This window comes from Niallia sp. MER 6 (assembly GCF_023714395.1).
Lineage (GTDB): Bacteria > Bacillota > Bacilli > Bacillales > Cytobacillaceae > Niallia.
In genome coordinates, this window is record NZ_JAMAUK010000002.1 from 304,975 (window position 1) to 331,298 (window position 26,324).

The 26,324-nt window shown below is 36.3% G+C and carries 17 protein-coding genes, 1 pseudogene and 1 riboswitch; of the genes and pseudogenes, 6 read left to right on the forward strand and 12 right to left on the reverse strand.

Annotation, left to right across the window (positions count from 1 at the left end):
• Positions 1-99: 99 nt before the first annotated feature.
• Positions 100-237, forward strand: coding sequence for a hypothetical protein (locus M3600_RS04050; RefSeq protein WP_251644780.1), 138 nt, complete (start codon positions 100-102; stop codon positions 235-237).
• Between the two features lie 84 nt (positions 238-321).
• Positions 322-1,663: pseudogene (locus tag M3600_RS04055) on the forward strand (IS3 family transposase).
• A gap of 47 nt (positions 1,664-1,710) precedes the next feature.
• On the opposite strand, the gene M3600_RS04060 reads toward M3600_RS04055, so the two are convergent.
• From M3600_RS04060 to galU (M3600_RS04105), 8 genes are all read right to left on the reverse strand, one after another.
• Entirely contained in the window at positions 1,711-2,772 is a 1,062-nt protein-coding gene (locus M3600_RS04060; protein WP_251644781.1) for a glycosyltransferase family 4 protein, read from the reverse strand.
• A 1,217-nt stretch (positions 2,773-3,989) separates the two neighbouring features.
• Positions 3,990-5,495 carry a glycosyltransferase gene (locus M3600_RS04065; protein ID WP_251644782.1) on the reverse strand — a complete coding sequence of 502 codons (1,506 nt, stop codon included), beginning with the start codon at positions 5,493-5,495 and terminating at the stop codon, positions 3,990-3,992.
• Between the two features lie 93 nt (positions 5,496-5,588).
• Positions 5,589-6,389: a teichoic acids export ABC transporter ATP-binding subunit TagH gene (gene tagH / locus M3600_RS04070; protein ID WP_251644783.1), complete on the reverse strand. Its 801-nt coding sequence runs from the start codon at positions 6,387-6,389 to the stop codon at positions 5,589-5,591.
• A 13-nt stretch (positions 6,390-6,402) separates the two neighbouring features.
• Positions 6,403-7,221: an ABC transporter permease gene (locus M3600_RS04075; protein WP_251644784.1), complete on the reverse strand. Its 819-nt coding sequence runs from the start codon at positions 7,219-7,221 to the stop codon at positions 6,403-6,405.
• A gap of 73 nt (positions 7,222-7,294) precedes the next feature.
• Entirely contained in the window at positions 7,295-9,415 is a 2,121-nt protein-coding gene (locus tag M3600_RS04080) for a CDP-glycerol glycerophosphotransferase family protein (RefSeq protein WP_251644785.1), read from the reverse strand.
• A 234-nt stretch (positions 9,416-9,649) separates the two neighbouring features.
• Positions 9,650-13,579, reverse strand: a complete 3,930-nt coding sequence (locus M3600_RS04090) for a PA14 domain-containing protein (RefSeq protein WP_311315881.1) — start codon at positions 13,577-13,579, stop codon at positions 9,650-9,652.
• 278 nt (positions 13,580-13,857) lie between these two features.
• Positions 13,858-17,763 carry a PA14 domain-containing protein gene (locus tag M3600_RS04100; protein ID WP_285854699.1) on the reverse strand — a complete coding sequence of 1,302 codons (3,906 nt, stop codon included), beginning with the start codon at positions 17,761-17,763 and terminating at the stop codon, positions 13,858-13,860.
• 149 nt (positions 17,764-17,912) lie between these two features.
• Positions 17,913-18,806 (reverse strand): UTP--glucose-1-phosphate uridylyltransferase GalU, encoded by an 894-nt coding sequence (gene galU, locus M3600_RS04105; protein ID WP_251644786.1) that lies wholly within the window; start codon positions 18,804-18,806, stop codon positions 17,913-17,915.
• A 311-nt stretch (positions 18,807-19,117) separates the two neighbouring features.
• On the opposite strand from galU (M3600_RS04105), the gene tagU reads away from it, so the two are divergent.
• The 3 genes from tagU (at position 19,118) to M3600_RS04120 (ending at position 21,944) form a co-directional block, all read left to right on the forward strand.
• Positions 19,118-20,047, forward strand: coding sequence for a polyisoprenyl-teichoic acid--peptidoglycan teichoic acid transferase TagU (gene tagU / locus M3600_RS04110; RefSeq protein WP_233315686.1), 930 nt, complete (start codon positions 19,118-19,120; stop codon positions 20,045-20,047).
• Positions 20,048-20,377: 330 nt separating this feature from the next.
• On the forward strand, positions 20,378-20,770 hold the full coding sequence (tagD, locus tag M3600_RS04115; protein ID WP_233315687.1) for a glycerol-3-phosphate cytidylyltransferase: 393 nt from the start codon (positions 20,378-20,380) through the stop codon (positions 20,768-20,770).
• A gap of 1 nt (position 20,771) precedes the next feature.
• Complete coding sequence (locus M3600_RS04120) at positions 20,772-21,944, forward strand: CDP-glycerol glycerophosphotransferase family protein (protein WP_251644787.1); 1,173 nt, start codon at positions 20,772-20,774, stop codon at positions 21,942-21,944.
• Positions 21,945-22,360: 416 nt separating this feature from the next.
• On the opposite strand, the gene gloA2 is transcribed toward M3600_RS04120, so the two are convergent.
• The 3 genes from gloA2 to M3600_RS04135 all read right to left on the reverse strand — a co-directional run bounded on the left by gloA2 (position 22,361) and on the right by M3600_RS04135 (position 24,733).
• A complete protein-coding gene (gene gloA2 / locus M3600_RS04125) occupies positions 22,361-22,747 on the reverse strand; it encodes an SMU1112c/YaeR family gloxylase I-like metalloprotein (protein WP_233315689.1) in 387 nt (128 codons plus the stop codon).
• 81 nt (positions 22,748-22,828) lie between these two features.
• Positions 22,829-23,794, reverse strand: coding sequence for a UDP-glucose 4-epimerase GalE (gene galE / locus M3600_RS04130; RefSeq protein ID WP_251644788.1), 966 nt, complete (start codon positions 23,792-23,794; stop codon positions 22,829-22,831).
• 180 nt (positions 23,795-23,974) lie between these two features.
• The gene (locus M3600_RS04135) at positions 23,975-24,733 is read right to left on the reverse strand and encodes a WecB/TagA/CpsF family glycosyltransferase (protein WP_251644789.1); all 759 of its coding nucleotides are present in this window, start codon (positions 24,731-24,733) and stop codon (positions 23,975-23,977) included.
• Between the two features lie 237 nt (positions 24,734-24,970).
• A riboswitch (cyclic di-GMP riboswitch) is annotated at positions 24,971-25,059 on the forward strand.
• A 26-nt stretch (positions 25,060-25,085) separates the two neighbouring features.
• Between M3600_RS04135 and M3600_RS04140 the strand changes: the two genes are divergently transcribed.
• The gene (locus M3600_RS04140; RefSeq protein WP_233315692.1) at positions 25,086-25,241 is read left to right on the forward strand and encodes an anti-repressor SinI family protein; all 156 of its coding nucleotides are present in this window, start codon (positions 25,086-25,088) and stop codon (positions 25,239-25,241) included.
• Between the two features lie 135 nt (positions 25,242-25,376).
• Here the strand turns inward: M3600_RS04140 and galU (M3600_RS04145) are convergent, their stop codons facing one another.
• A complete protein-coding gene (gene galU / locus M3600_RS04145) occupies positions 25,377-26,282 on the reverse strand; it encodes a UTP--glucose-1-phosphate uridylyltransferase GalU (RefSeq protein WP_233315693.1) in 906 nt (301 codons plus the stop codon).
• Between the last annotated feature and the right edge of the window lie 42 nt (positions 26,283-26,324).

Sequence of the window (26,324 nt, forward strand, 5' to 3'; positions counted from 1 at the left end):
GACAAGCCTCCCATCGTCTTTTTTATTGTTTTCCCTATAAAATGGCTAGTTTTTGTAAATACTATTGATGCCATAAAAACTATCACGAACGAGGGAGACATGATGATTAAATCAATTTGGTCATTAATTAACTATGCTCTCGAAAGGCCGCTGTGGTCGGAACATGATTCATTGCTAATGGATGATGAAGAAGATTATATGCTGGTCCTTGAGACCGTTACAGATGATGATCTGTAAAAGGTAAATACAACAAAAGTTTACCTTATGAACTGCATTTCCAATTGTTAGACACTGTCTAACAATTGGAGGTGTGGTTTTTTTATGTCTAAATATACAAGTGATATAAAATTAAATATTATCCACGGCTATAACCCGAAAGTAATCTCTCAAAATGAATATACAAAACAAATTGGTATTGCCAGAGCACGGTTCCAATAGTGGTTAAAATTATATGAATTACATGGAGAAGAAGGTCCATAAACACCTGTACAAACTGTTCTGTAAGTTTTTAAACTAGAAGTACTAAACTATATGGTTCGTTCTGGTGCGTCACTAATGGATACTGCAGCTCTCTTTAAAATCTCTAGTTATACAATGGTATATAATTGGCAGAGAAAAATGTAGGTTGACGGTATAGAAGCCCTTAAACTGAAAGAAAAGGGGGGTCCATCCGTGAAAAAGAAATCATTAAATAAACCAAAACAAACACCAGCTAAAGGATCAGTAGAGGCACCTGAGGCATGTATTACAACTAGTAATGGAAAATGAGTATTTAAATAAGTTGAATGCCTTATTACAAAACAAGAAAAAATCACCAAAAAAAGACAAAGCACTAGTAATCTACAATTTAGGTATATAAACTCGGTGAAGGAACTCGTAAAGCTCGCTAATATTCCACGTAGCACATATTATGATTTAGTAAAAAATCAATCGACCAAATCCAGATAGTGACTTGAAAGCGGAGGTAAAGACCATCTATGAGGAACATGAAGGTCTTTACGGTTATCGTCGTATACGTGATGGGCTAACGAATCGTTGGCAAAAAGTGAATCATTAAAAGGTTCAACGTATCATGAAAGAACTTGGTTTAGAATGTTTAGTACGGATAAAAATATATAAATCTTATAAAGGTATTGTAGGGAAAATTGCAGCGAACCATTTATATCGTCAATTAACAGCCGATGCACCGAATCAGGAGTGGGTACGGATATTACGAAGTTTAAATTATATGGCGAGAAGCTCTATTTATCACCTGTACTAGATTTATTTAAGGGAGAAGTATTACTTATACAATCGGCTTTAGACCAACCTATTCACTTGTTTCGGAGATGTTAGAGAAAGCACTTGAACGTTTACCAGAAGAGCATATACTACTGATGCATTCAGATAAAGACTGGCATTATCAGATGAAACAATATAGTCACACCCTTCAAAAAAAAAGAATTAAACAAAACAAATTATATCTCGTAAAGGAAACTGTTACAATAATTCAGTGATTAAGAATTTCTTCGGAATTATGAAACAAGAAATTCCTTAACTATAAGGAATTTGAAAATGTAGAATAGCTTAAACCAGAACTTGAAAAATATATGGAATATTATATTACCAGATGGATGAAGGCAAAAAGAAAATGAGTACGGTACAATACCGAACTCATTTTTGAAAAAGCTGCCTGATGAAATAACCTTGTATAACTTTTAGGAATCTATTCTAACGATCTTTATCAGCTGCATATCGTATATCATTAATGAATTTAAGGATAGGTTTATAATTCTTTCCGACAAGACCTATCTTTTCGACAAATAACTCTATAATCAGCAGAACTGTCGCAATAAGGAGAATAGCTCCCCATACCTTCGCCTGTGAGAAGATGACGGCAACCAATCCGAAGAATGTTGCCATTGCATAGATAACGATAACCGTTTGTCTATGTGTAAAACCGATATTAAGCAGACAATGATGCAGGTGGGATTTATCAGGTGCGGATAAAGGCTGCTTGTTAATAAGCCTGCGAATGATGGCAAAAAATGTATCTGAAATCGGCACACCTAAGATAATCACTGGAATGACGAAAGAAATCAATGTAACGTTCTTAAAGCCAAGTAAGGACATAACAGCGATAATATAGCCGAGGAATAATGCACCTGTATCACCCATAAAGATTTTTGCCGGATAAAAATTAAAGAACAAAAAACCTAATGTACTTGCAAGCACAATCGACGAAATTGCAATAACATAGCCGTTGCCCATAATCATCGCCATCCCTGTGATAGTGAACAAGGCGATGGAGGAAACACCTGCAGCTAGTCCATCCAAACCATCAATTAAATTAATCGCATTCGTAATTCCAACAATCCAAAGGATAGTAATTGGTATATCGAGCAAACCAAACTCAATTTGGCCTCCGAACGGCAGGTTGATAAATTCAACCTGCACACCGCCCCACACAACAACAACTACCGCTGCCAATGTTTGTGTTAGAAATTTAATCTTGGCAGACAGATTATAAATATCATCTAATATTCCTGTGATGATAATGATAGTGCTCCCGATTAAAACTGGAAAATGATAGTCCTTATTCGGATTAATGATTAAAGCTCCGATAATAAAGCTGATATATATGGCTAAACCGCCCATTCGGGGCATAATTTTTTGATGAACTTTACGTTGTTCTGGTTTATCAACTGCTCCTAATTTAAATGCCAGCTTTTTCACTAAAGGAGTAAGTATGATGGATCCAAAAAAACATGTGACAAGCATTATATAAATCATAAGATCCTCCCCGATGCCCAGATAAGAATCTTTTATGGCATCCGTCTTTTCCCTGTATATAACACAACAATCATTATAGCATATTCTCTTTTAACTTAAACTTAAATTTTTCGTCCATTTTACAATAATAATACAATATTTAAATATTTTTTGGTACTTTAATTTACTTATCTATAGTATAGACGAACTTTCCAAAAAAAAGTTTCAAACAATATTTTTTAAATTACTTTTTTCTTATGATTGTCCTTTTTGAAGTATATATGTAAATTATCGTAAATAGTTACATTTGGATGCTGGGAAATTTTCATATATCGTTTTACTACAACTACTAAAAAAGACATAAATTATAAACTTAGAATTACCGCCTTCTTAACATATACAAACAAACATGAGTTATTTAAGTTACAAAACTGATTAAAAAAGAAGGCTATGTTAATGGTTAGGGTTGACTTTTCGTGAGGTGTTTTTTGTTTGTGAAATGTTACAAGTAAACTAATGTGGCAGGTTTTTCGAATAATAAAATACAAAATTATACATATTTAGAATCTTTTTTAGCAATTAAACGTATAAAATAAAAACACTGAATATGGGGTGATGGAATGATGAAATTGATGTTTATGCATGCAACAATAAGCATTCCTATTTGTTTATATTTTGAAAAGGGAGCTACAGGTATTTTACTTTCGTTATTCTTTATCCTTCTTGCAGCATTTTTTAGCAAACCAAGATTTAATAAAAAGGGGCATTGAACAATGAGTGATTTTGAGTATGTTATAATGTAATTAAAAGGAAATAAAGGTGGTTATATTTATGTTAACAGCAATAGTAGTAACTGTTTCAATTTTATCTTTAGCTTGGATTGTCGGCAAGAATCAAAAATTAAATAAAAATTGAGTGTTTAATAAGCCACATAGTATTGGCAACAATATCTAGGAAGAGTTTATCCAAGTAGGATTAACTCTTTTTTGTTTAAGTACTAATAGGGGTATAAATCTAAGGAGGATTAATACGTTTTTGTTTTTGCTTCAGCACTAACGTGGTAGCATTCCTGTAATAAATGAACTGATTGTAAACTAATGTACTTAAACAATAGGGGCCATTTGTATTTTAAATCAACCTTTACCTTTATCATAGCCAAAAAGAAAAAGGGGGGATTAGTCTGTATGATACAGACTAATCCCCCCTTAAATAGTTATAAAAAACATTAAAGATAACACTTATTCCTTAATGATATCAATCCATTGTTTTTCAAAGTTTTTATAACTGAAACGTTCTTTCACTTCCAATGATTTTCCTGCAAGAATGTTCCGATGTTCCTGGTCTTTAAAGATCTTAATAATCCTTTGTGCAAGCTTACGCTGTTTGCCTCGAGGTACTACATACCCATCGATTCCATCCCGGATAATGTCTTTTGGTCCATACTTACAATCGTATGAGACAACAGGTGTTCCAGCGGCCATACTTTCTGTAATAATCATCCCAAAACCTTCATAATCTGAAGTAAGAATAGAGCATGCTGCCTTCTTATATGTAAGGGTTGGATTAGAAGTAAATGCCTTCAATTTAACATTTTCCTTCAGACCAAGTGATTCAATTAAGCCTTCTAATTTAGTTTTTTGTGGTCCGAAACCATATATATGCAATTTTGCATCTGGAATTTTTCTGACAACATACTTGAATGATTTAATTGCTTCATCCAATCTTTTTTGTGTTTCAAATCTTGCTAAACAAACCGCCAAATGGGGGTCGTATGTAACCTGGCTTTCTTCCTCTTTTGCTTCAGGTACAGCATGAGGAATTACACGATAAGACGGCAAATCACCGTATGCAGCACTAACATCACTTTTTTGATCATGAGTAAGGAATACTACACGATCAAATTTTGCTATGCCTTTAAAGAAAGTAGCCCATGTTTTTTTAATTTCTGCTTTATTGTTATAAGGCATTGCAAAGTGATTATTATGAAGAACAGCGACCTTTTTTATGCCTTTTGTCTTCAAATCTAATACTAATCCATCTGAGAACCGTGAATCAGAAAACACTACAGGGTTAGTTATTGTTAAAAGCTTATCATCCACCCACTTAGTGTACAATTTATACAGACTGCTGTATTCTTTATATTGTTCTCCGTAAAGAAGGGTTCTGCCTTCTTTTTTAGTTTTCTCATCCATCCACACGGATACATAAGATTCTCCATTTCTTGCAAAATAACTTTTAAGTCTCGGAATGTTTGAATTTAAATCCATAAACTGGGAACAAACTAAAAAACCTTCTTTGTCATACTCATCTCTTTGTGTCCTGTTTCGAGCTTCATTCATATAATCAACAAAAAGCAGCTTGCCGTCACTATCAAACCTCTTATACTTTACGTATTTGCCATTTTTATAATAGCGATATGACGGTAGTTCTTGATCCTTATCAATAAACTCATAAAATCCTTCTTCTTTTACTTCACTGGATTCAGGACCAACCTTTAATTCTCCTTCTACATTAGAAGTAGCATCATCAAAAAAGTTTAGAACCTTTACACGTTGGTCCAGCTTACCAGAATTATATAATTCCTCGATAATTTCTTTATAATCAGCCTGAAATGCCAAGGTTAAGAAAATAACTTCTTCAAAATGCTTAATGAGTGTATTTGCTCTTGTCAATACTGCCTTAGTTAGTCCCCCTCTAACTACGTTCAACGATTTAAATACGAATACAGGTGTTTGTTTATTCATAATAACCTTCTCCAATTCACAAATATTTTATCTTTTAGAATGTAAAAGAATAAGTTAATTGTGGTTCTAATATTTTGTCTAAAAAACATCTACTTAAGCATATTCCAGATTGCCCTGGTCTTTAAAGCCCTGTTCCCGAAATGCCTTTTTTTGTTCTGGAGTCATTTTTTTATATTCGGCTAAGAATTCCTCATAAGCAGGAATTACTTCCTTAATATCACCCATCATTCTAAGCTGCCCATTTTCAAGCCATACACCTTTCTGGCAAAACTGTTTCATTTGACCAATTGAGTGGCTGACAAAAAACATCGTTTTTCCTCGTTGTTTAAATTCATCCATTTTAGCCAGACATTTTTCGGCGAATGCTTTATCTCCAACTGATAAAGCTTCATCTATAATTAAAACATCTGGGTTCGTATTTACTGAGATTCCAAATCCTAATCTCGATTTCATCCCACTAGAATATGATTTTACAGGTTGATCGATAAACTTTCCAAGTTCAGCAAACTCGATAATTTCAGGTTCTAATTCCTTAATTTCTTGCTTAGTAAAGCCCAACATTAAGCACTTTAATTCAATGTTTTCCCTGCCAGTCAGCTGATTGTTTAAACCTGCTGCTACCGCTATTAATGAGGCTTGGCCATCTATGATTACTTCTCCAGATGTTTCAGGAACAATACCTGCTATTATATTTGATAAAGTGGATTTGCCAGAGCCATTAACCCCAACAAATCCGATGACATCCCCATGGTCAGCCTCAAAACTAACATTTCTTAGTGCATAAAAAGGCTCACCGTAATTTTTGGGAAGGAACATATCCATCAGTTTTTCTTTATTGCTGCTGTATAGTTTATATCTTTTGCTTAAGTTTTTTACTACAACAGATTTATTCATGTAATCACACCCATTATAAGAAATCTATAAAATGCTTGCGGAACCTTACATGCAAATAGGACCCAAGTAACAGCAGGATTATTAAAACTACCCAAAAATAAAATGTTAGCCCAGCATGTTCGACAAGGAACCACCCTTCACCTAAAAGGGAATAACGGAATCCTTCTATTAGATAATAAAAAGGATTAAGCTTCATGATAAAATTAAAAGTCTCTCCAAAGTTCCTTAACGGCCATAAAATTGGTGTAATGAAAAGCAGCACTCTCATCAATGATTGAATCAACATTTGAAAATCTCTTACAATAGTTGATATTGTAGATGTAACTAATGATAACGCAAATAAAAATAGAATTGTTGCCACCAAAAAGTAAGGAATTTGAAGATAGTAGATACTAATTGGTATCCCCATAAATTGAAATAATATGATTGTTACAAGCATAAGCATTAACTGCGGTAAAAGCTTGGATAATATGACGTATGATGGAATCACACTTAACGGAAAATTCATCCGGGATACCATCCTCAATCTAGAATATATTGATTTGGAACCATGCGTAATTGACGGATATATGAAAAACCATATTGTTATTCCGGCAAGCATCCATGGAAAGAAATCATATTTTCCCCCTCCCGGAATCTGTACTTGGTCCCTTTCCTGAACAAAACCGAAAAGGAACCAATAAATAGAAATTTGGATTGCAGGGTTTAACAGCTCCCACAGGCTTCCTAAGTAGTTATTATAGTTAGCGCTTTTCAGTTCATATGCAGCCAACCTAGTAATTAGATGGAAATTATCATATTGCTCTTTTAACACTTTAAACATCGAAACCATATTACCTAACCCTTCTCTCATACGCCGTAAATTGGAACTGACTGGGCTTATCTAGTGCCACTAGCAGTACAAACTACTTGAGGAACACTTCTTCAACCACTCTCTTAGAAGCATCGCCATCCTCCAAATAACAAAACGTGTTGTAAAACTCTTCAAATTTTTCGTTAAGAGGTTCTTTTTCCGCTAATTTAATATAGTGAATCACTTCATCGGTAGTTTTAGCCAGCGGACCAGGCGCTTTTTTCTCAAAGTCAAAATAAAATCCTCTCAGCTTGTCCCGATATGTTTCAATATCGTATACGTAAAAAATCATCGGTCTTTTTAAGTTTCCGTAATCAAAGAAAACGGAAGAATAATCAGTTATCAATAAATCAGAAATAAGGTACAATTCCCTAATATCCTCATAGTTTGAGAAATCATATGCAAAACCTACATATGGCGTAAGGTCGAAATTCTCTGCCACTAAATAGTGCATCCTTAACACGACAATATAATCATCCCCAAGTTCTTCTCTTAATTGGTCTAGATCCAGTTCTAAGTCGAATTTATATTTTCCTTTTCCATAGAACTGATCATCTCTCCATGTCGGTGCATACAGGACGATTTTTTTATCAAGCGGTAAAGCGAATCTCTCTTTTAAAGCAAGTATATTTTCTTCTCTGTTATCATTAATTAAAGCATCATTACGAGGATATCCTGATTCAATCATCTTGCGGTCAAATTCAAATGCTCTGGCGAAAATTTCACTGGAATAAGCATTTGGTGAAACAAGATAATCCCAGTTGCTAGATTCCTTAAGAAAGTTTCTTTTATACTTTTCTTTATTAGTGCCAGGCATATGAACTTCTTCCATATCTGCAGCAAGTCGTTTAAGTGGTGTGCCGTGCCATGTTTGCAAGTAGGTTGTATTTTTAGGCTTTGGAATCCAGAGCGGCAAACGGCTGTTACTTACCCAATATTGAGATCGAGACATTCGAAACAGCCATTTAACAGAGAATCTTGGCACTATATTCAATCCACGATCTTCAAAGTTCTGTATAAATCTTTTATCAACACTCCAGTACAGCTTGAATTCTGGATGATTTTGTTTTAAGTATTCGTATATAGCCCTTGGACTGTCACTATACTGCTTACCTAAGAAGCTTTCAAAAATAACAGTTTTTTTCTGAGCCGGCAGCATGCCTAGTAAAGCAAATGCTAATTTAAAGAGTTTCTTTGCTTTGCTGCTTCTTTTTATGCGCACCAGGTTTCCCTTTACTTTTGCTTTAAACTCTTGTTTAGCATTATAGTCAGCTACTTTTACAGACAGAAAATTCTTTTTTGCAGTAGATTTCAACAATACCCGTTTCTTTCCATATATTGACGCAAGTTTGGTTCTCTGTCTTTTATATTTAGGATTAAAGGTCACAAACTTGAGTCGAGGACTTAAGACCTTAACCTTTTCCCCATTTTCCTCAAAAGTAAGCTCTAAGTAAAATCGGTAATAAATAGCTTCCACATTAGTTAAATACTGGTTTAAATCTATTTCCCCTTCGAAACCTATTGTTTCGTAATTATGTGTGCTTCCACCATACATTTCTTGCAAATCATTTCTATGTTTATTTGCAAGCGGAACGGTGTACAACTCTTCATTGACATTATTTGTGATAATCAACCTTTTTTCGATAGGCTCAGTCCGGATATTTTGCGCAGGCATAAACCCATAACCGCTAATATGTACAAGACTGCCACTTGTCAAATGTGCTTCTTCTATATTGGCAATTATCCGTTTTACAACTGTTTTAAAAGAAACATTTCCCTTATTAGTTGTATAGGCATAAAACATTGTCCCAATATCATCATATAAAAAGTAGTTAAGCTCTAAGGCTGCTTTATTGCTTTTTATTCGATATTTTTTTTCAGATAGGGTCTCTTCATCCTCTACTAGCAAATACAGGTCCCATGTTCCTTCTTCACTTATTACCTGCTTGTTCTCTGTTAAGCTAATAGTCGACTCATAAATTCCAGTTTCTTCATTTATCTCAACAGTATGTACAGCACTTGCTGTCAGAACTTCTGAGCCTCTTTTTATAAGACCCAGCCTAAACTGTTTTTCCTCTAACAATTCATGATTAAAACAAAACTTTATATATAGTTTATCGTTATCAATAACAACCTTGTTTGCCTGCTTATGGACAAATCCCGATTCACTCATTCAATGATACTCCTCTCAAACATTCAGTACATAATAACGGTACTTTACAATCTATCAAACATTATATAGGTTACGTGTTTGGATTTCAAACTTAATTAAAATACTAGAGGTAATTCGTATTTAGAACTCGTCCTTTACAACAAGGTTAGAGTTTAAGCATATTTACAAACTTCCTTATGATTAAAAAGTGAAAATCCAGCACAATAAACTTTGAGCTGGATTTTACTAAGTTTTTTATTTGTATCTTGGTATTTCAAGGTACATGCGATAAGAATCAAGCATGTCATATAGGGATTTCATCCTGCTGACCTGTTTGCTTGCCCAACCGATATCTGTAGCGTATTGATGGGTACCAGGTTTGCTAGTGTTCCATCTCATTTTATAAAGAGTATCCTGTTTGTATGTTGAGTTGTTGATATAGTTTTTGCCTATGAACTCTGCTCCTCCGATAATTGCTTTTTCTGGGGTGGTCCAACCTTTCTTATACGCATGTTCAGATCCACTCTTAAGCGCAGATGAGTCATATGCTCCAATTCCATACATATTGTAAACTGTTTTTGGTGTCACTGCTTTTCCGTCAACATTAGATACCTTTACTCCTGTCGCTAGTTTTGATGTACCATTTCCAGTTTCTAATAATGCATGGGATATTAAGTATATCTCATTGACACCATATTTCTTGCCTGCTTCAACAAAGGATTCAGCTTTTCCAGTCAATATTCCTTTACCCTTCAGAATTTTATCATTCACTTCTTTTTCACTTATGCTTGCACTCGTTGACAACAGCAAGAATTGCAGTTTTTGCTTGTCATCTTTTATAAAATTATTTGGATCTAAATAATATTTGACATCTGATGGACCAGCGTTTACCCATGTGTGGTAGGCCAACTTGTACCTTGCTGGCATCTCAGATGTTGCCGCAGCTATCTCGTCATAATATTTATAGAAATCTACCTCATACCAATACTTGCCACTGCTGTCTTTTGCTTTTTTTGAAAGTATAGTGACCTTGTCACCTTTGGAGAATGTCCCAATCACCCAGTCATTGACACTAGTTCCTCCTCGTACATTCGTTTTATTATTAGCAATCAGCCCGTAATTACTATAACTGCTTATATAAGAAAAGTAATCTTCCCTTATGTACGCCTTATATTTTTTGTCTGTTTGTGCCTTTAAACTTACTTGCTTGTTTACTGTATCATTTAAAGAGTAAGGCAAATAATTATACGTCGTGAAGACCGCCTTTGATTTTTTCATCTCGAATTTAATGGAAGCATTTCCTGTATTTTCATAATACTTTAAGACAAAAGTATGATTTCCTTTAGGCAGATAATGGCCTATAACTTCTCTTTTGCCTCCTGAACTGCTTTTCCATGAATCTATCACTTTTTCACCATCAATCTCTAACACAACACCATCATCTGCAGTTACAGTGAAATTATAGTTGGTGTTTTCAGAGATATTAATAGTCTTTTTATAAATGGCTGAGAATTTATCCGTTCCTAATGCTTGATCAGGTGTGCCCTTTTTCCAGTTAAAGTTAATATCTGTAATTTTATTAAGTGAATTTTCCCCGCCGATTATAACTGGTTTTTCCTTGTCGGTAAGGGCAGCAGTAGGATTTTCATTTGCACCAATAATTCTTGGATAATATTCAGCATACCAACCTGAACTATCCACTAAACTCCCATCTTTATATGGAACAAGTGAAAATTGGAACTTAGCCGTGCTTTTGTTATCATAATACCTCACTTCAATCCAATGGATATTTCCGTTTTTAGTATTAGGAATTGAAACCTTAGTTGCCTTTTCTCTATAACTTCCATTTTGCCATTGGTCAATCACTAATTGCCCATCTATATAGACCCTGACACCATCATCTGATAGTCCGCGAATCACATACTCTCCTGCATCCAATCTTTTAGCAGTGATATACCTTGCTGAGAATCCATCTTTATTAACACCTGAGGCGGGAGCATTCTTCCCGAAATCCTGAGTTAATGTCATGCTGTTTGAATTATTAACAGCTTTAGCTGTAACAGGGACACCTGAAAGATTTTTATTATTATAATAGTAGGCAATCCAATTTCCTAATGGCTGTACATCTGCAAATACATAAGCATTGCTGCTGTTATCATAGTAATCTGCCTGAATAATGTGCTGGTTTGCATTTAAGTTTGTGATTAATCCTTTATCATAAGAGCCGCTGGAATTCTTCCAACGATTTATAATTGTATTTCCATCAACCTTTACACGAATACCGTCATCTGCGTATGTTGAAACAAAATAATCCTTATTGCCCGCAATTTTCTTCAAGAAAGAAGCGGAGAATCCGTTTGCCGGAATCCCTGCCATTGGGGCATTTTTCTTCCAAACATTTTGAACGGTACTTGTTGTTCCTTTAACTTTTCCACTGCCAGATACGTTCTTATTTGGATAGAAGATATTCAGCCAGCTGTTTGTCGTTAATGATTGGCTTAATGATTTTATATCAAAGTTCAGTTTTGATTTGCCGCCTTTCTCCAAATACTGAACCTTAATCCAATGTACATCCTTTTCAGATGCATCAGAGACATTATTAAGATCACTAATATTGAATTTAACTGTATCCTTTGAAGAATTGCCGCTTCCCCATCTATCCAATACTAACTTATCATCAATATAAACCCTTATTCCATCATCTGCAATGGAATTAATCATATATTCCCCTGCAGTCAATTTCATTGCAGTGATAAATTGAGCAGAATAATTATTCTTTGGAACACCTGAAATTGGGGCATTATATCCTACATCAAAACTAAATGCACCATTTTGGTTACCTTTAATTATCTGCTTGTTTACCGGATATCCCTTTAAATTATTATTAGCATAATAGTAGCCAATCCACTGGCCGAAAGGCAGCGCATCAGCACTTACAAATGCCTTGCCTGATTTTTCAAGGTAATTAACTTGCAATATATTTTCTGCAGACTGCAGACCAGTAACCACCGCTTTACTTTCCTTCCCTGACGAAGAGGACCAGCGGTTAAACAAGGACTGTCCATTCACTGATGCACTAATGCCATCATCCGCAATTGTGTGTACAAAGTAATTCCCTTTTTCTAAAAGCTTATAGTAGGAAGCTGAGAAGTTATTGCTGTTCGTCTTAGCATTTGGTGCTGCAGTTCCCCAATTATAGAAGATATTGTTTATTTTTGTTGAGCTGCTGTTTCCACCAAATATATTCCCAGTTCCAGTTAAATTAGTACTGTTATAATAAGCACTCAACCAGTTACCTGTTGAAAGCTCTCCCTTAAATGGTTTAATAGAAAAGTCTAAGTAGCTCTTTCCCGTTTTTTCAACATATTCAATTCGGAAACTGTGAACACGTCCTTGAGCACCGTCTGAGATATTGACAAGAATTTTATCTTCTCCTATTTTTGTCTTATTCAAGACTTTCTTGTCATCTATGTAAAGTTCAGCACCATCATCTGAACCCATACTAATAATGTATTGTCCAGCTGGAAGGTCTTTATAGGTAAATAGCTTTATAGAGAAGTTATCTTTCCCAATATTTTTTGCATTAGGCTTGTTAGTGCCATAATTAAAGGACAGGTCTTTACCTCCCGTTGGAGAAAAAATGAATGCATCCTCCGGGCTACCTTTCCGTTCTTTATTATTATAAAAATAGCCAATCCAGGTATTAAAAGGTATCGCATCGGCAAAAAGAACAGCGTTGCCTCCACCTTCATAATACTCTGTTCTAGCAAGATGTGTTCCACTTTGCAAGTTTGTTATTACTTTTGATAGATATTGTCCTGATGATTGATTCCAGTTGTCAATATACAGATTATTATCAAGATACATCCTGATTCCATCATCTGCATAAGCGTGGAGAAAGTAATTTCGATTGTTATTTGATACTGTTATATTTTTTTCAAACTTCGCAGAAAAATCGTTAACCCCTATTCCATTCACTGGGCTGGTCTTTTTCCAATTGAAACGCAGGTTAGCAGTATTGGAAACAATCGGATTACCAGCCATTGTCTTATTATTATAAAAATTCCCCGACCAATCGGTTCCCTCTGCCTCCTTCTGCTCAGGATTTATTAATAATAATCCTAAGACCAAAAACAAAAATAAAGGAAGAAACCTTTTTCTAAAAAATACACTTTCTATCGTCATACACCTCTTTTTATTAGTTTCATATAATTACATTATCTATGATAATTCGACATTTGTTAAGACCTTTAGAGGCGAAACAATAGGTATAATTTCTTATTTTCATAGAATAAATACACTTTTGGTAATTTTTACACTATATAGTTAAAACTTTTTATGGATACCATTAAGCAAAATCAGTTAATAGTTTAAGCCTATAAACAATGAGTGTTACCAGCAAAATTTACAATCTCATATATTTAAAAGGAACCAGCACTGTTATTATAGTGCTGGCATCTTTATCATTTATAGATCGGAACTTCAAAATACATCTCGTAGGAATCAAGCAAATCATATAATAATTTCATTCTATTTACTTGTTTGCTTGCCCAGCCTACATCTGTAGCATATTGGTGAACTCCTGGATTGTCGGAATTCCATCTCATCTTATAGAGCGTGTCTTGTTTGTATGTGGCATTATTTATATAATTTTTGCCGATAAACTCTGCTCCGCCGACGATTGCTTTTTCCGGCGTTGTCCAGCCTTGTTTGTAAGCATATTCTGATCCGCTCTTAGTCGGTGAATCATCGTATGCTGCGATTCCATACATATTATAAACAGTTTTTGGTGTTACTGCTTTGCCGTCCACGCTCGAAACGGTTACGCCTGTAGCAAGCTCAGAGGTTCCGTTTCCTGTTTCAAGCATAGCATGAGAAATCAAATATATTTCATTGATTCCATACTGCTTGCCAGCATCTATGAAGGAACTCGCCTTTCCGACGAAAATTCCTTTGCCATTCAGAATTTTTTCGTTTACTTCGGTCTCATTTAAGTTCGCACTTTCAGACAGCTTCAGGAATTGAAGCTTCTGCTTTTCATCATTCATAAAGTTCTCTGGATTTAAATAGTATTTAATGTCCACAGGGCCTGCGTTGACCCATGTGTGATAGGACACCCTATATTGTGCAGGCACATCAGATGTGGCTGCAGCAGTTTCATCATAATATTTATAGAAATCTACTTCATACCAGTCCATCCCGGAATCGTCCGCTACCTTTGACAAAATAGTCACTTTATCACCAGTTGTAAATTTGCCGATTACCCAATCAGTCAGGCTTGGACCTCCTCGGACATTCCAGCTGCCGCTTGTAATAAGTCCGTAATTACTATAGCTGCTAATATAAGAGAACGCATCTTCTCTCATATATGCTTTATACTTTTTATCTGTTTGAGCATATTTGCTCGCCTGAATTGTAACCGCATCATCTAATGAATAAGATAAATAGTCATATGCTGTAAATACAGCTTTTGCTTTCTTCATTTCAAACTTCACTGAGGCATTTCCAGTGTTCTCGTAATATTTAAGAACAAATTTATGCTCACCCTTTGCAAGGCTGTAGCCCGAAACTTCCCGCTTGCCAGCACTGCTTTGCCATGAATCTATTACTTTTTCACCATCTATCTCTAAGATGACACCATCATCAGCAAGGATTGTGAAATTATATAAACCGTCTTCTTCAATATAAATATTTTTCCTGTAAACAGCCGAAAACTTATCTGCACTCAAGCCGGATGGCGATCCTGAACCCCAGTCAAAGTAAACATCTGTTACCTTTGCAATTGAATCCTTGCCCCCGACAATGACTGGTTTTACACTGTCTGTCAATGTATAGACAGGAATCTCATCCTCACCGATAATCTTCGGATAATACTCTGCATACCAGCCAGAATCATGAACTAAATTATCTTCTGAGTACGGCACAAAGGATAGCTGGAATTTCGCAGCACTCTTATTGTCGTAATACCGCACCTCAATCCAGTGGATATTGCCGTCCTTCGTATCGGCAATCTTAACTTTTGTAGCCTTCTCACGGTAAGATCCGTTACTCCACTGATCAATGACTAATTGACCATCAACAAAAATCTGAACCCCATCATCAGACAGCCCGCGGATGATATATTCTCCTGCTTCGATTCGTTTTGCTGTCACATACTTTGCTGAGAAGCCATCTGCTTTCACTGTTGATGCAGGTGCATTTATTCCAAAATCTTGGGTAAGTGCTAAACTGTTGCTGTTATTTACAACCTTTGAATTCACCGGAGCTCCTGCCAATGTCATATTATTATAATAGTACGCAATCCAGTTGCCTAATGGCTGTACATCTGCAAAAGCATAGGCACTGCTGCCATTATCATAGTAATCTGTCTGGATTAGATGATCGCCAGAGCTTAAACCTGTGATCAATCCGTTATTATACACGCCGCCTGAATTTTTCCAGCGGTCGATAATAGCTTGATTGTCTACTTTGACACGAATGCCGTCATCTGCAAACGTTGAAACAAAATAATCCTGATTTCCTGTGATTTTTTTCAGGAAGGATGCAGAAAAACCATCTGCGGGAATTCCAGCAAGTGGCGCACTCTTATTCCATTTATATTGAATAAGCTTGACCGTTTGCTTTGCATTCTTTCCGCCGACAACTATACCATTTCCAGATAGACTCTTTGTTGGATAAAATATATTCAGCCAATCACTTGAAGTAACAGTTTGCTCCAATGGTTTGATATCAAAGCTTAGCTTTGACTTCCCGCTTTTCTCCAAGTATTGAACTTTAATCCAATGAACATCCCTTTTAGCGGCATCTGATACTTCCAGATCACTAATGCTGATTTTCATTGCATTTTCTGCTGAGCTGCTGCCCCACTTGTCTAACACCAGCTTATCATCTACATAAACACGGATTCCGTCATCTGCCATTGCACGAATAACATAATCTCCTGCTGACAGCTTCATCGCAGTAATGAACTGTGCTGTATAATTGTCAGCTGGAACGCCGGATGCAGGACTTCCAGTGCCAACATCAAAGCTGAAAGCACCATTTCCGTCTCCCTTTATACTTTTCTTGTTCGCAGGCACTCCTTTTAATCCAGTGTTTGCATAATAATAACCAAGCCACTGTCCAAACGGAAGGGCATCTGCACTCACAAAAGCATTGCTTGTTTTTTCCAAATAATTAATTTGCAAAACATTATTAGATGATTGCAGATTTGTTATTGCTGCTTTATTCTCTTTACCTGAAGATGAAGTCCAGCGATTGAATAAAGACTGTCCATTGACTGCTGCACTAATGCCATCGTCTGCAATTGTATGAACAAAGTAATTACCTGCATTCAGCAGCTTATAATAAGAAGCAGAAAAATTATCTTTACTAGTTTTCGAGTTTGGAGCATTAGTTTTCCAGTTGAAAAACACATTGCTGATTCCTCCATACACATTTCCTGTTCCAGCTGCAGTTGTTCCGTTAAAATAGGCACCTAACCACGAGTTGGCAGTTAACTCTTCCTTAACAGGTTTAATGGAGAAATCTAAATAGCTTTTGCCCGTTTTTTCCACATATTCAATTCTGATTGCATGCGCGCTTCCTTGGGCAGAATCAGCCACATTAATTAGGATTTTTTCTTCTCCCGGACTTTTCTTTTCAAGGATTTTTTTATTATCTATAAAAACTTGGATTTCATCATCAGATTTTGTGCTGATCACATACTGCCCTGCGGCAAGGTTTTTATAGGTGTACAGCTTCATCGAAAAATTATTTGCACCAATATTTTTTGCACCTGGTGCATTATAGCCATAATTAAATGCGAGGTCTGACTCTGAAGATGTGAAATGAAAGGCATCTTCAGGTGCACCTTTTTTAGTTGTATTATTGTAGAAATAGCCGACCCAACTGTCAAAAGGCAGCACATCAGCAAACAGGATAGACTTTCCTCCTGCCTCCACATACTCTGCAGTTACATTATGGGCTCCTGCTGTCATATTTTTCATAGGTGTAGAAAAGGTTTGGCCAGAGGTGCTCCAACCATCTATATATAATTTATTATCCAGATACATCCTGACACCATCATCAGCAAATGCTTGCAGAAAATAATCCTTCTGACTATCTTGGACATTAATGGTCTGTGTAAATGATGCGGAAAAATTATTCGTCCCAACACCAGTCATCGGCTTATCATAGCCCCAGTTCAGATGAAGATTTTGAAACTGTGCAGCTATGCCTTCTCCTGACAGGCTGGAATTATTATAGAAATTCCCTGACCAGGCTGCTTCTGCTGCCTTTTTTTGTTCAGGGCAAATAAACCAAAGACCAACAATAGAAAAAAACAACAAAACATAAGTCTTCTTGCCTAGTAACTTTTCTATAATCATACACCTCATCATTTTAGTAGTTTTATATACTTATATTATCTATGAAAAGAGGGTGTATGTTAATAGCATCTAGTATGAAAATCACAGGTAAATAATCCTAATACTGGCAATAAAAAAAAGAGGGTTTTCACCCTCTTTTATAAAGCTTCTTATTTATTGTTTACAGGCTCATCCTGCAATTTTTCAACTAAGTCTTTTAAGTACACTTCCAACTTGTCTTTAATATCATCACGTTTTAAAGCAAGCTCGATTGTTGTCTGAATGAAACCTAACTGCTCACCGACATCATAACGATTTCCTTCAAATTCGTAAGCGAACACTCGTTGGATTTGGTTAAGCTTTTCGATCGCATCTGTCAGCTGGATTTCTCCGCCTGCACCTACTTCTTGCTCTTCAAGGAATCGAAAAATTTCCGGAGTGAAAATATAGCGGCCAATAATCGCTAAATTAGATGGAGCAGTACCTTGCTTTGGCTTCTCTACGAACTTTTTCACTTGGTGTCTTCTTCCAGAGTCGTCAATCGGATCAACAATACCATATCGGTGTGTCTCTGAATCAGGAACAACTTGAACACCGATTACGGATGATAATGTTTGGTCATATTGGGACATAAGCTGACCTAAACATGGATATTCACTATCGACAATATCATCGCCTAACAAGACTGCAAATGGTTCATCACCGATGAAGTTTCTCGCACACCATACAGCATGACCTAAACCTTTCGGCTCTTTTTGACGAATATAGTGAATATCAACATTAGATGATTCTTTCACTTTTTTAAGAAGGTCGAACTTCTCTTTCGCAACTAGGTTTTCTTCTAATTCCCAAGCGTTATCAAAATGGTCCTCAATCGCTCTTTTCCCTTTTCCAGTAACAATGATGATGTCTTCAATTCCAGAAGCAATTGCTTCTTCAACAATATATTGGATAGTCGGTTTGTCTACGATTGGTAGCATTTCCTTTGGCATCGCTTTTGTAGCTGGTAAAAATCTAGTTCCAAGACCTGCAGCTGGTATTATCGCTTTTCTTACTTTAGACATTTATTTACCTCCAAATTATTCCTATCTTACCTCTATTTTATATGCAATACTATTTATTGTCCACCGATTACAGCAGGGCAAAAGTTTCTATTTTGTTTCAATTATTAATTAGTATACAGAAAAATGTTTGTTCTGATACATATGTACAAATACATCTGATTGGAGTACTTCTATGTTACTAGGCATAATTGCTGATTCAGAAACGAATATTAATATAATAATTTGTTGAAATTTGTATTCAAACCCGCGTATTTCTGCTATCTTAAAAGTAGTTTTATCAATATTTGTCAAGATATGGAGGTATAGCCAATATGAGGTCGGAAAAACCTAAAAAGAAGAAACGAAAGTGGCTGCGAATCACTGGCATTATACTGCTGATCCTTTTAATAGGTATCGGTGCTTATGTATATACGGTTTATAATTCCCTATCAAATGCCGTGAACTCAATGCACGAGCCTGTTGACAGGGAAACAACAAAACGAACAGAAACGTTAAGTTTAGAGCAGCAGGAGCCTTTTTCAGTATTGATGCTCGGCGTCGATGAACGCGACGGAGACAGCGGTAGATCAGATACGATGATTGTCATGACCGTTAATCCAGAGAAGAAATCTGTAAAAATGCTCAGCATCCCTCGCGATACACGGACAGAAATTGTCGGACACGGAACAACAGATAAAATCAATCACGCTTATGCATTTGGCGGTGTTGCCATGTCTATGGATACTGTTGAGAACTTCCTGGACATCCCAATTGATTATTATATGCAAATCAATATGGAAGGTTTTAAAGATATTGTAGATTCTGTTGGCGGAGTTACTGTTAATAACGACCTTGATTTCACGTATGAGGGTGTTCATTTCCCTGAAGGACAGGTTACCCTTGACGGTGAAAAAGCACTTAAATTCTCTCGTATGCGTTATGAAGACCCTCGCGGAGACTTCGGACGCCAGCTGAGACAGCGCATGATCATCCAAGCAGTGTTGAAGGAAGGGGCAAGTTTAAACTCGCTTACTAACTTCGATGATATCTTTGCTGCGTTAAGCAAAAACATTAAGACAAACCTTACATTTGATGAAATGGTAGATATCCAAAAGAATTATAAACAAGCTGCCGGCAACATCGAGCAATTAACGATTAATGGCACAGGCCAGACAATTGACGGCGTTTGGTATTTAATTGTGGATGATGCAGAAAAAACTAACATCCAGACGGAACTAAAAGACCATTTAAAAGTAAATTAACCTTAGAAGGAGATAAGCATATGCTGCTTATCTCCTTCCCTTTGCCTTTATGACACTGTTTGACAGAAAATATGTTTAGATGACATTTTTTTCAGCAATTTTTCAATTTTATGAAAGCAGCTGGCGATTAATATAGAAATACTTGTCATAATGGGGGAAAGGTTTTAAAATAAGGTAATTGGGAAACAATAAATCATAAATTTAAGGTAATTATGAGAAAACGCTTGGACAAAAATCCATGCACATTGACTAACACTGCTAAATAAAATAACAGAATGACTAGCCGTTATTATAAGAAGCACAAGGAACTTCACATTTAGGAGGATACAAATGAAAAAAGTAATCACTTATGGCACCTTCGATTTATTGCACTGGGGTCATATTAATATTTTGAAAAGAGCAAAAGAACTTGGGGATCATTTAACAGTTGCCCTGTCCAGCGATGAATTTAATGCAATTAAAGATAAAAAAGCATACCATAGCTATGAAAACAGAAAAATGATTTTGGAAGCAATCCGTTATGTGGATGAAGTTATCCCTGAACATGATTGGGATCAAAAGGTTAGAGACGTTGTTGACCATAACATCGATGTATTCGTAATGGGTGATGACTGGGAAGGGAAATTCGACTTCTTGAAAGATTATTGCGAAGTTGTTTACCTGCCTAGAACTGTCGGTATCTCTACTTCTAAAATCAAGAAGGACCTATTCAAGGTAAAGTAATATGGTAAGGGAATTTGCGATTTCCTTGTATTTAACGCTATTTTCTTTGTTGTTTCGGATTAGCAGCCTATTCCCGCAACAAAAGAAAATAGTTTTTTGTGTGTCTTTCCCTGAAAACAGCATGCATATATATGAAGAACTTAAGAAAACTGCTGACGACAAACGCTGTATTTTTCTGGCAGCAACAGCACAAACGAAAGAAATGCTCGAGGAAAAACAAATTGGTCAAGTGCTTGAATTTACACCACGAAAGCCTAAAGCCTTTTTGGCAGGAATTCGGCATCTTGCGACAGCAAAAGTAGTTATTCTTGATAATTATTTCGGCTTCCTCTCAAGCATTACATTCAAGCCAAATGTTAAGGTGCTTCAAATTTGGCATGCTGCCGGTGCCATCAAAACCTTCGGATTGAAGGATTCGAGTATTCAAAATCGGACAAGCAAAGCTAATCAGCGATTTAAGGATGTATACAGCCAGTTTCAATATGTAATTACCGGCTCACATGAGATGGATCATATTTTTCATGAAGCATTCTCAATTCAAGAACGGCAAATAATGCATACCGGAATACCTCGCACAGATATCTTTTTTGACGAAACACGCAAAAAGGAAACAATAACAAAAATATATAGCGAGTACCCTCAGTTTGAAAATAAAAGAATTCTATTATATGCTCCAACCTTCAGAGGCGAAAATAACGGCATTACAAATTCAAACCTCGACATAAAGCAATTGAAAAACAGGCTTGGTGAGGACACTGTCATCTTAATTAGACTTCACCCATCTATTAAAGAAAAGGCACACTTGCCTGAAATGGATGCTGCTGTCTATGATGTTTCAGAATATCCTTATATTAATGAACTGCTTCTCATTACCGACCTGCTCATTACGGATTACTCTTCTATCCCATTCGAGTACTCTTTCTTGAGAAGACCAATGATATTCTTCCCATATGATCTCGAAGAATATGCAAAGGACAGAGGTTTTTGGACAGACTATAACAAACTCGTACCAGGTCCTGTCGCCTATACGACAGCAGAGCTCGCAGACATCCTGACAAAAAATGAGTATGACTTAAATCGCATAGATACATTCCATAAACGCTGGAACGAATATTCCACAGGACAGTCCAGCGAAAAAGTCGCTGCATTAATAATAGAATGGCTAAACGACTGAAGCTGTCTTCAGTCGTTTTTTTCTATATATAGTAGAAAATATTAATTGGAGCTATCAAAAATTAACATCCTCCTTCTAAACGCCCCCCTGAAAATGTCTACAGCAAAAACCGACTAAAGCGCCCTTTAGTCGGTTTTTTGACGAAATAATGCAGAACATGCTGGAATAAGGAAATTCCCCGAAATTTCTCGGGAAATAAAATGTCAGCATTTGTTGATATTTTTGTTGTTTCTTATTTGTCCGAATGCGGTATAAGTAGTATATGAAAACAAACTTCCAATAGGAAAGGATGATACTAAATGAAAATAAAAGCAGGAAGCTGGAGACTATTAACTACTCAGGACAAGCAGTTCATCTTGCACACATTAAGTATTCTTTCTAAATTTAAGGGCGGAAAATAAAAAGGGCGAAAGCTGTCACTTTTCATAAATTTCGATTGGCAGCCCATCTGGATCTGCAAAAAATGTAAATTTTTTATCTGTAAATTCATCTACACGAATATCTTCTACTTCAATAGATTGACTTTGTAAATAGGAAACTGTTTCAGCAATGTCATCCACTTCAAATGCGATATGACGCAAGCCTGCTGCTTCCGGAAAACTCGGCCTTTTCTTCGGATTGGGAAAAGAGAATAGCTCTAGCTGATAAACATCGTTAACCATAAGGTCGAGTTTATATGAATTACGCTCTTCCCGAAAGACTTCTCTAATTGGTTTGAATTTTAAAATATCCACATAAAATGATTTAGAAATTTGATAATCACTGCAAATAATTGCTATATGATGCACTTTGTTGACTTTCATATTATCGCTCCTTTTTCCATATGTTTCATTCTGTAAAAAAAGCGAAGAAATGCAAGCTGCATTCCTCCGCCAAAGCAAACATCATGCTTTTTTATGCCAGTCCCAAGCACTTTCGGTAATAGTCTCTAAGCCTCTTTCTGCCTTCCAGCCAAGATCTTCATAGATTTTGCTTGATGAGGCAATGAGTCTTGCAGGGTCTCCTGCTCGTCTTTCAGCCAAAACAACATTAGCTTGTTTGCCTGTCACCTTTTCACATGTTTCAATGACTTCTTTAACGGAATAGCCAACACCATTTCCCAGATTATATGTTTCCGCCTGTTTGCTGCCATCTAAAAGAGCCTCCACTGCTTTAATATGGGCAGCTGCTAAATCTGTTACATGGATATAGTCACGGATACATGTGCCATCTTCTGTCGGATAATCTGTTCCAAAAACAGAAATAGACTCTCTTTGTCCTAATAAATGCTGCAGGATAATCGGAATCAAATGTGTTTCCGGATCATGCTGTTCACCGATAGCTCCTGACTCATGGGCACCTGCTGCATTAAAGTAGCGAAGAACCACATAGTTCAATCCGTATGCTGCATGAAAATCAGCTAAGATTTGTTCTACCATCAGCTTTGATTTTCCATAAGGATTGATTGGGGATGTTTTAGAGCTTTCTAAAATAATTTCATCTTCTGGAATACCGTATGTAGCTGCTGTTGATGAAAAAATGAAATTTTTAACATTATATTTAAGCATTGTCTTCAACAATGTTAAAGTATTGGCAACATTATTTTCATAGTATTTATATGGGTCTTGCACCGATTCGCCGACTAAGCTGAACGCAGCAAAATGCATAACTGCTTTAATTGGATATTTAGAAAAAATCGGCTCCAAATCTTCTTCTTTTCCTAAATCTCCTTTAATGAATACTGCTCTTTCATCCACAGATTCCTGATGGCCTGTCGCCAGGTTATCGAGTACGATGACTTCTTCCTTTTCAACTAGTTCCTTTACTAGATGACTGCCGATATAGCCGGCTCCGCCTACTACTAGAATCATATTAAATCTCCTTTATATACATAATTTTTCTCACAATCTATTAATACCCGTATATTGTCATTTTATCACATGACTATTTAGAAAAAAATTTTCATTGGCAAATTTTCCTTATTTCATACTTTGTACAGGTGTGAATTTCCCTAGAAAAAAAGGAAGGATGTCATCATCCCCCCTTTTTCGTCAGCCAGCTGCCGGCATTTTTCTTTTTCTGTTTTTTAAAACATAATAAAAAAATTCCACATGACCGACTAAGTTACGCTTCCATAATCTCTTCGGCTCTTTCAGCATTCGATAAAGCCATTCAAGACGCAGCTTGCGAAAAAAAGCCGGGGCTCTTGTAACATTGCCTGACGAAAAGTCTAAAAATGCCCCGACTGCAAATGCCAGCGTGCAATTTAACCTTTCCCTGTTTTCAGCAATCCATTTTTCCTGTATAGGCATTCCTAATCCTACTAGAAGGATGTCTGTTTGCTTGTCATTAATATCCGCAATAACATCAGCTACACTGCCGGAATCAAAATAGCCGTGCTGTTCTCCAACAAAGTTCAAATGAGGGAACTGCTGCTGTAATCTATGCAGAGCCGCCTCAGCAACACCAGGCTTTGCTCCGAGTAAATATACATTATATTGTCTATCTTTATGACTTTTAAGCTTATTAAACAAAGCCGGAATAAAGTCTGTGCCGTTCAAGTTCTCCTTAAAAGAAAAGCCAAACATTTTAGCGCCAATTTCGATCCCGATTCCGTCATTCAGCAAAAATTCACTGCTGTTAAGAAGGTTTAAGTATTCGTTATCCTTCTGGGCTAAGTTATAACAATGATCGTTCAGGAAAAATACATTTGCTTTATCATATGCCTCTAATTTATCTGTCATTGCGGCAATCGCTTCATTTGTATGAAGAACATTCACCTCAATGTTTCCCATCCACTTCTTGTCCATCTCGTAATGTCTCCTGCCTTGCATAGTGTAGCTTCATTATATAAAAATTTAAGGCATGTTACAATTATCCCCATGGTTCTTTGCTGAAACTAGTCATTTTGTTGGATTTTGTCGAAACTTTACCTCACTAAAAACTTTTAATATGTGAATAAAAAGTGATAAAATATACATGTGTTTTTAAAAGACTTTTCAAACTAGCAATATGCTTGAACTTAAGACAGCAACAAAACAAATTATCCAAGATAAAGGCAAACCATCTGAAAAGATGGGACGCAAAGCTACAGATCTAAGGCAGCTCATACTGCTATGATGGCTGGGTCACCTTATGAGAATATAAGGAGGTTTTATTACGGTGTTAAATTTGTTACCAGTAAAAGAACTAGAAACGATAGATCCAGCAGAGCTAGATAGCGAGTGGGTTGAATTGGTGCTTGAAGCCAAACGCTTAGGACTTACTAGCAAACAAGTAAGTGCTTTTCTTTCCAATCAAAAACCAGATTTAAAATAGTATACACTACTTTTCTGAACAATCTTTTAAAAACACCTCTTATGGATATGCAACATGCATGGCACAGTTTATGTACATAAAGACAAACATTCCATAGAATGAAATGTTTGCCGTAAAGAACGTTATCTGTGCTTCTTATCCATATTGCTCCACATTTGCCTTATTACCCTTCGTTTTCTCTATCCTGTCATGTAAAAACTTATAAACCTCATCTTTAATTTCTTCATTCTGAAGTGCAAAATCAATGGTCGTTTTTACAAAGCCAAGCTTTTCACCGACATCATATCTGTCTCCTTCAAAATCATAAGCAAAGACGCGCTGTATTTGATTCAGCTGCTGAATAGCGTCAGTCAACTGAATTTCTCCGCCTGCACCTGTTTTTTGGTTCTCTAAAAACATAAAAATTTCCGGTGTCAGGATATATCTGCCTAAAATCGCCAAATTCGATGGCGCAGTCCCTTTTTCCGGCTTCTCAACGAAATTCTTCACTTGATATCTTCTGCCTGCTTTCTCTCCAGGATCAACAATGCCATATCGGTCTGTTTCTTCTTCTGGAACTTGCTGAACTCCAATGATGGAGGACTGAGTTTCCTCAAATTGATTAATCAGCTGCTTTAAGCATGGAACATCACTCTGCACAATGTCGTCTCCAAGGAGCACGGCAAAAGGTTCATCCCCAATGAAATTCCTTGCACACCAAACTGCATGCCCCAACCCTTTAGGCTCCTTTTGACGGATATAATGGATATCAGCCAAATTAGAGGCAAAGCGGACTTTATTCAGCAAATCATCTTTGCCTTTTGCTTCAAGATTCCATTCCAAATCATTGGCACTGTCAAAATGATCCTCGATTGATCTTTTTCCTTTACCAGTGACAATAATAATGTCCTCAATTCCAGAAGCGACCGCTTCCTCTACTATGTACTGGATCGTCGGCTTGTCTACGATAGGAAGCATTTCCTTTGGCATTGCTTTTGTAGCAGGCAAAAATCTAGTTCCAAGTCCTGCTGCTGGTATGATAGCCTTCCTAATTTTCTTCATGGTGTATTCCCTCCTAATTATTATAGGATTCTTTTCCCTTGT

Excerpts from the sequence above, each read along its gene's own strand:
- M3600_RS04075 (WP_251644784.1), bottom strand. The coding sequence starts at position 7,221 with ATGGTTTCGATGTTTAAAGTGTTAAAAGAGCAATATGATAATTTCCAT.
- gloA2 (WP_233315689.1), bottom strand. The coding sequence starts at position 22,747 with ATGAAAGTCAACAAAGTGCATCATATAGCAATTATTTGCAGTGATTAT.
- tagU (WP_233315686.1), top strand. The coding sequence starts at position 19,118 with ATGAGGTCGGAAAAACCTAAAAAGAAGAAACGAAAGTGGCTGCGAATC.
- M3600_RS04120 (WP_251644787.1), top strand. The coding sequence starts at position 20,772 with ATGGTAAGGGAATTTGCGATTTCCTTGTATTTAACGCTATTTTCTTTG.
- galU (WP_233315693.1), bottom strand. The coding sequence starts at position 26,282 with ATGAAGAAAATTAGGAAGGCTATCATACCAGCAGCAGGACTTGGAACT.
- M3600_RS04060 (WP_251644781.1), bottom strand. The coding sequence starts at position 2,772 with ATGATTTATATAATGCTTGTCACATGTTTTTTTGGATCCATCATACTT.
- M3600_RS04100 (WP_285854699.1), bottom strand. The coding sequence starts at position 17,763 with ATGATTATAGAAAAGTTACTAGGCAAGAAGACTTATGTTTTGTTGTTT.
- M3600_RS04135 (WP_251644789.1), bottom strand. The coding sequence starts at position 24,733 with ATGGACAAGAAGTGGATGGGAAACATTGAGGTGAATGTTCTTCATACA.
- tagD (WP_233315687.1), top strand. The coding sequence starts at position 20,378 with ATGAAAAAAGTAATCACTTATGGCACCTTCGATTTATTGCACTGGGGT.
- M3600_RS04090 (WP_311315881.1), bottom strand. The coding sequence starts at position 13,579 with ATGACGATAGAAAGTGTATTTTTTAGAAAAAGGTTTCTTCCTTTATTT.
- M3600_RS04080 (WP_251644785.1), bottom strand. The coding sequence starts at position 9,415 with ATGAGTGAATCGGGATTTGTCCATAAGCAGGCAAACAAGGTTGTTATT.
- M3600_RS04065 (WP_251644782.1), bottom strand. The coding sequence starts at position 5,495 with ATGAATAAACAAACACCTGTATTCGTATTTAAATCGTTGAACGTAGTT.
- M3600_RS04050 (WP_251644780.1), top strand. The coding sequence starts at position 100 with ATGATGATTAAATCAATTTGGTCATTAATTAACTATGCTCTCGAAAGG.
- tagH (WP_251644783.1), bottom strand. The coding sequence starts at position 6,389 with ATGAATAAATCTGTTGTAGTAAAAAACTTAAGCAAAAGATATAAACTA.
- galE (WP_251644788.1), bottom strand. The coding sequence starts at position 23,794 with ATGATTCTAGTAGTAGGCGGAGCCGGCTATATCGGCAGTCATCTAGTA.
- galU (WP_251644786.1), bottom strand. The coding sequence starts at position 18,806 with ATGTCTAAAGTAAGAAAAGCGATAATACCAGCTGCAGGTCTTGGAACT.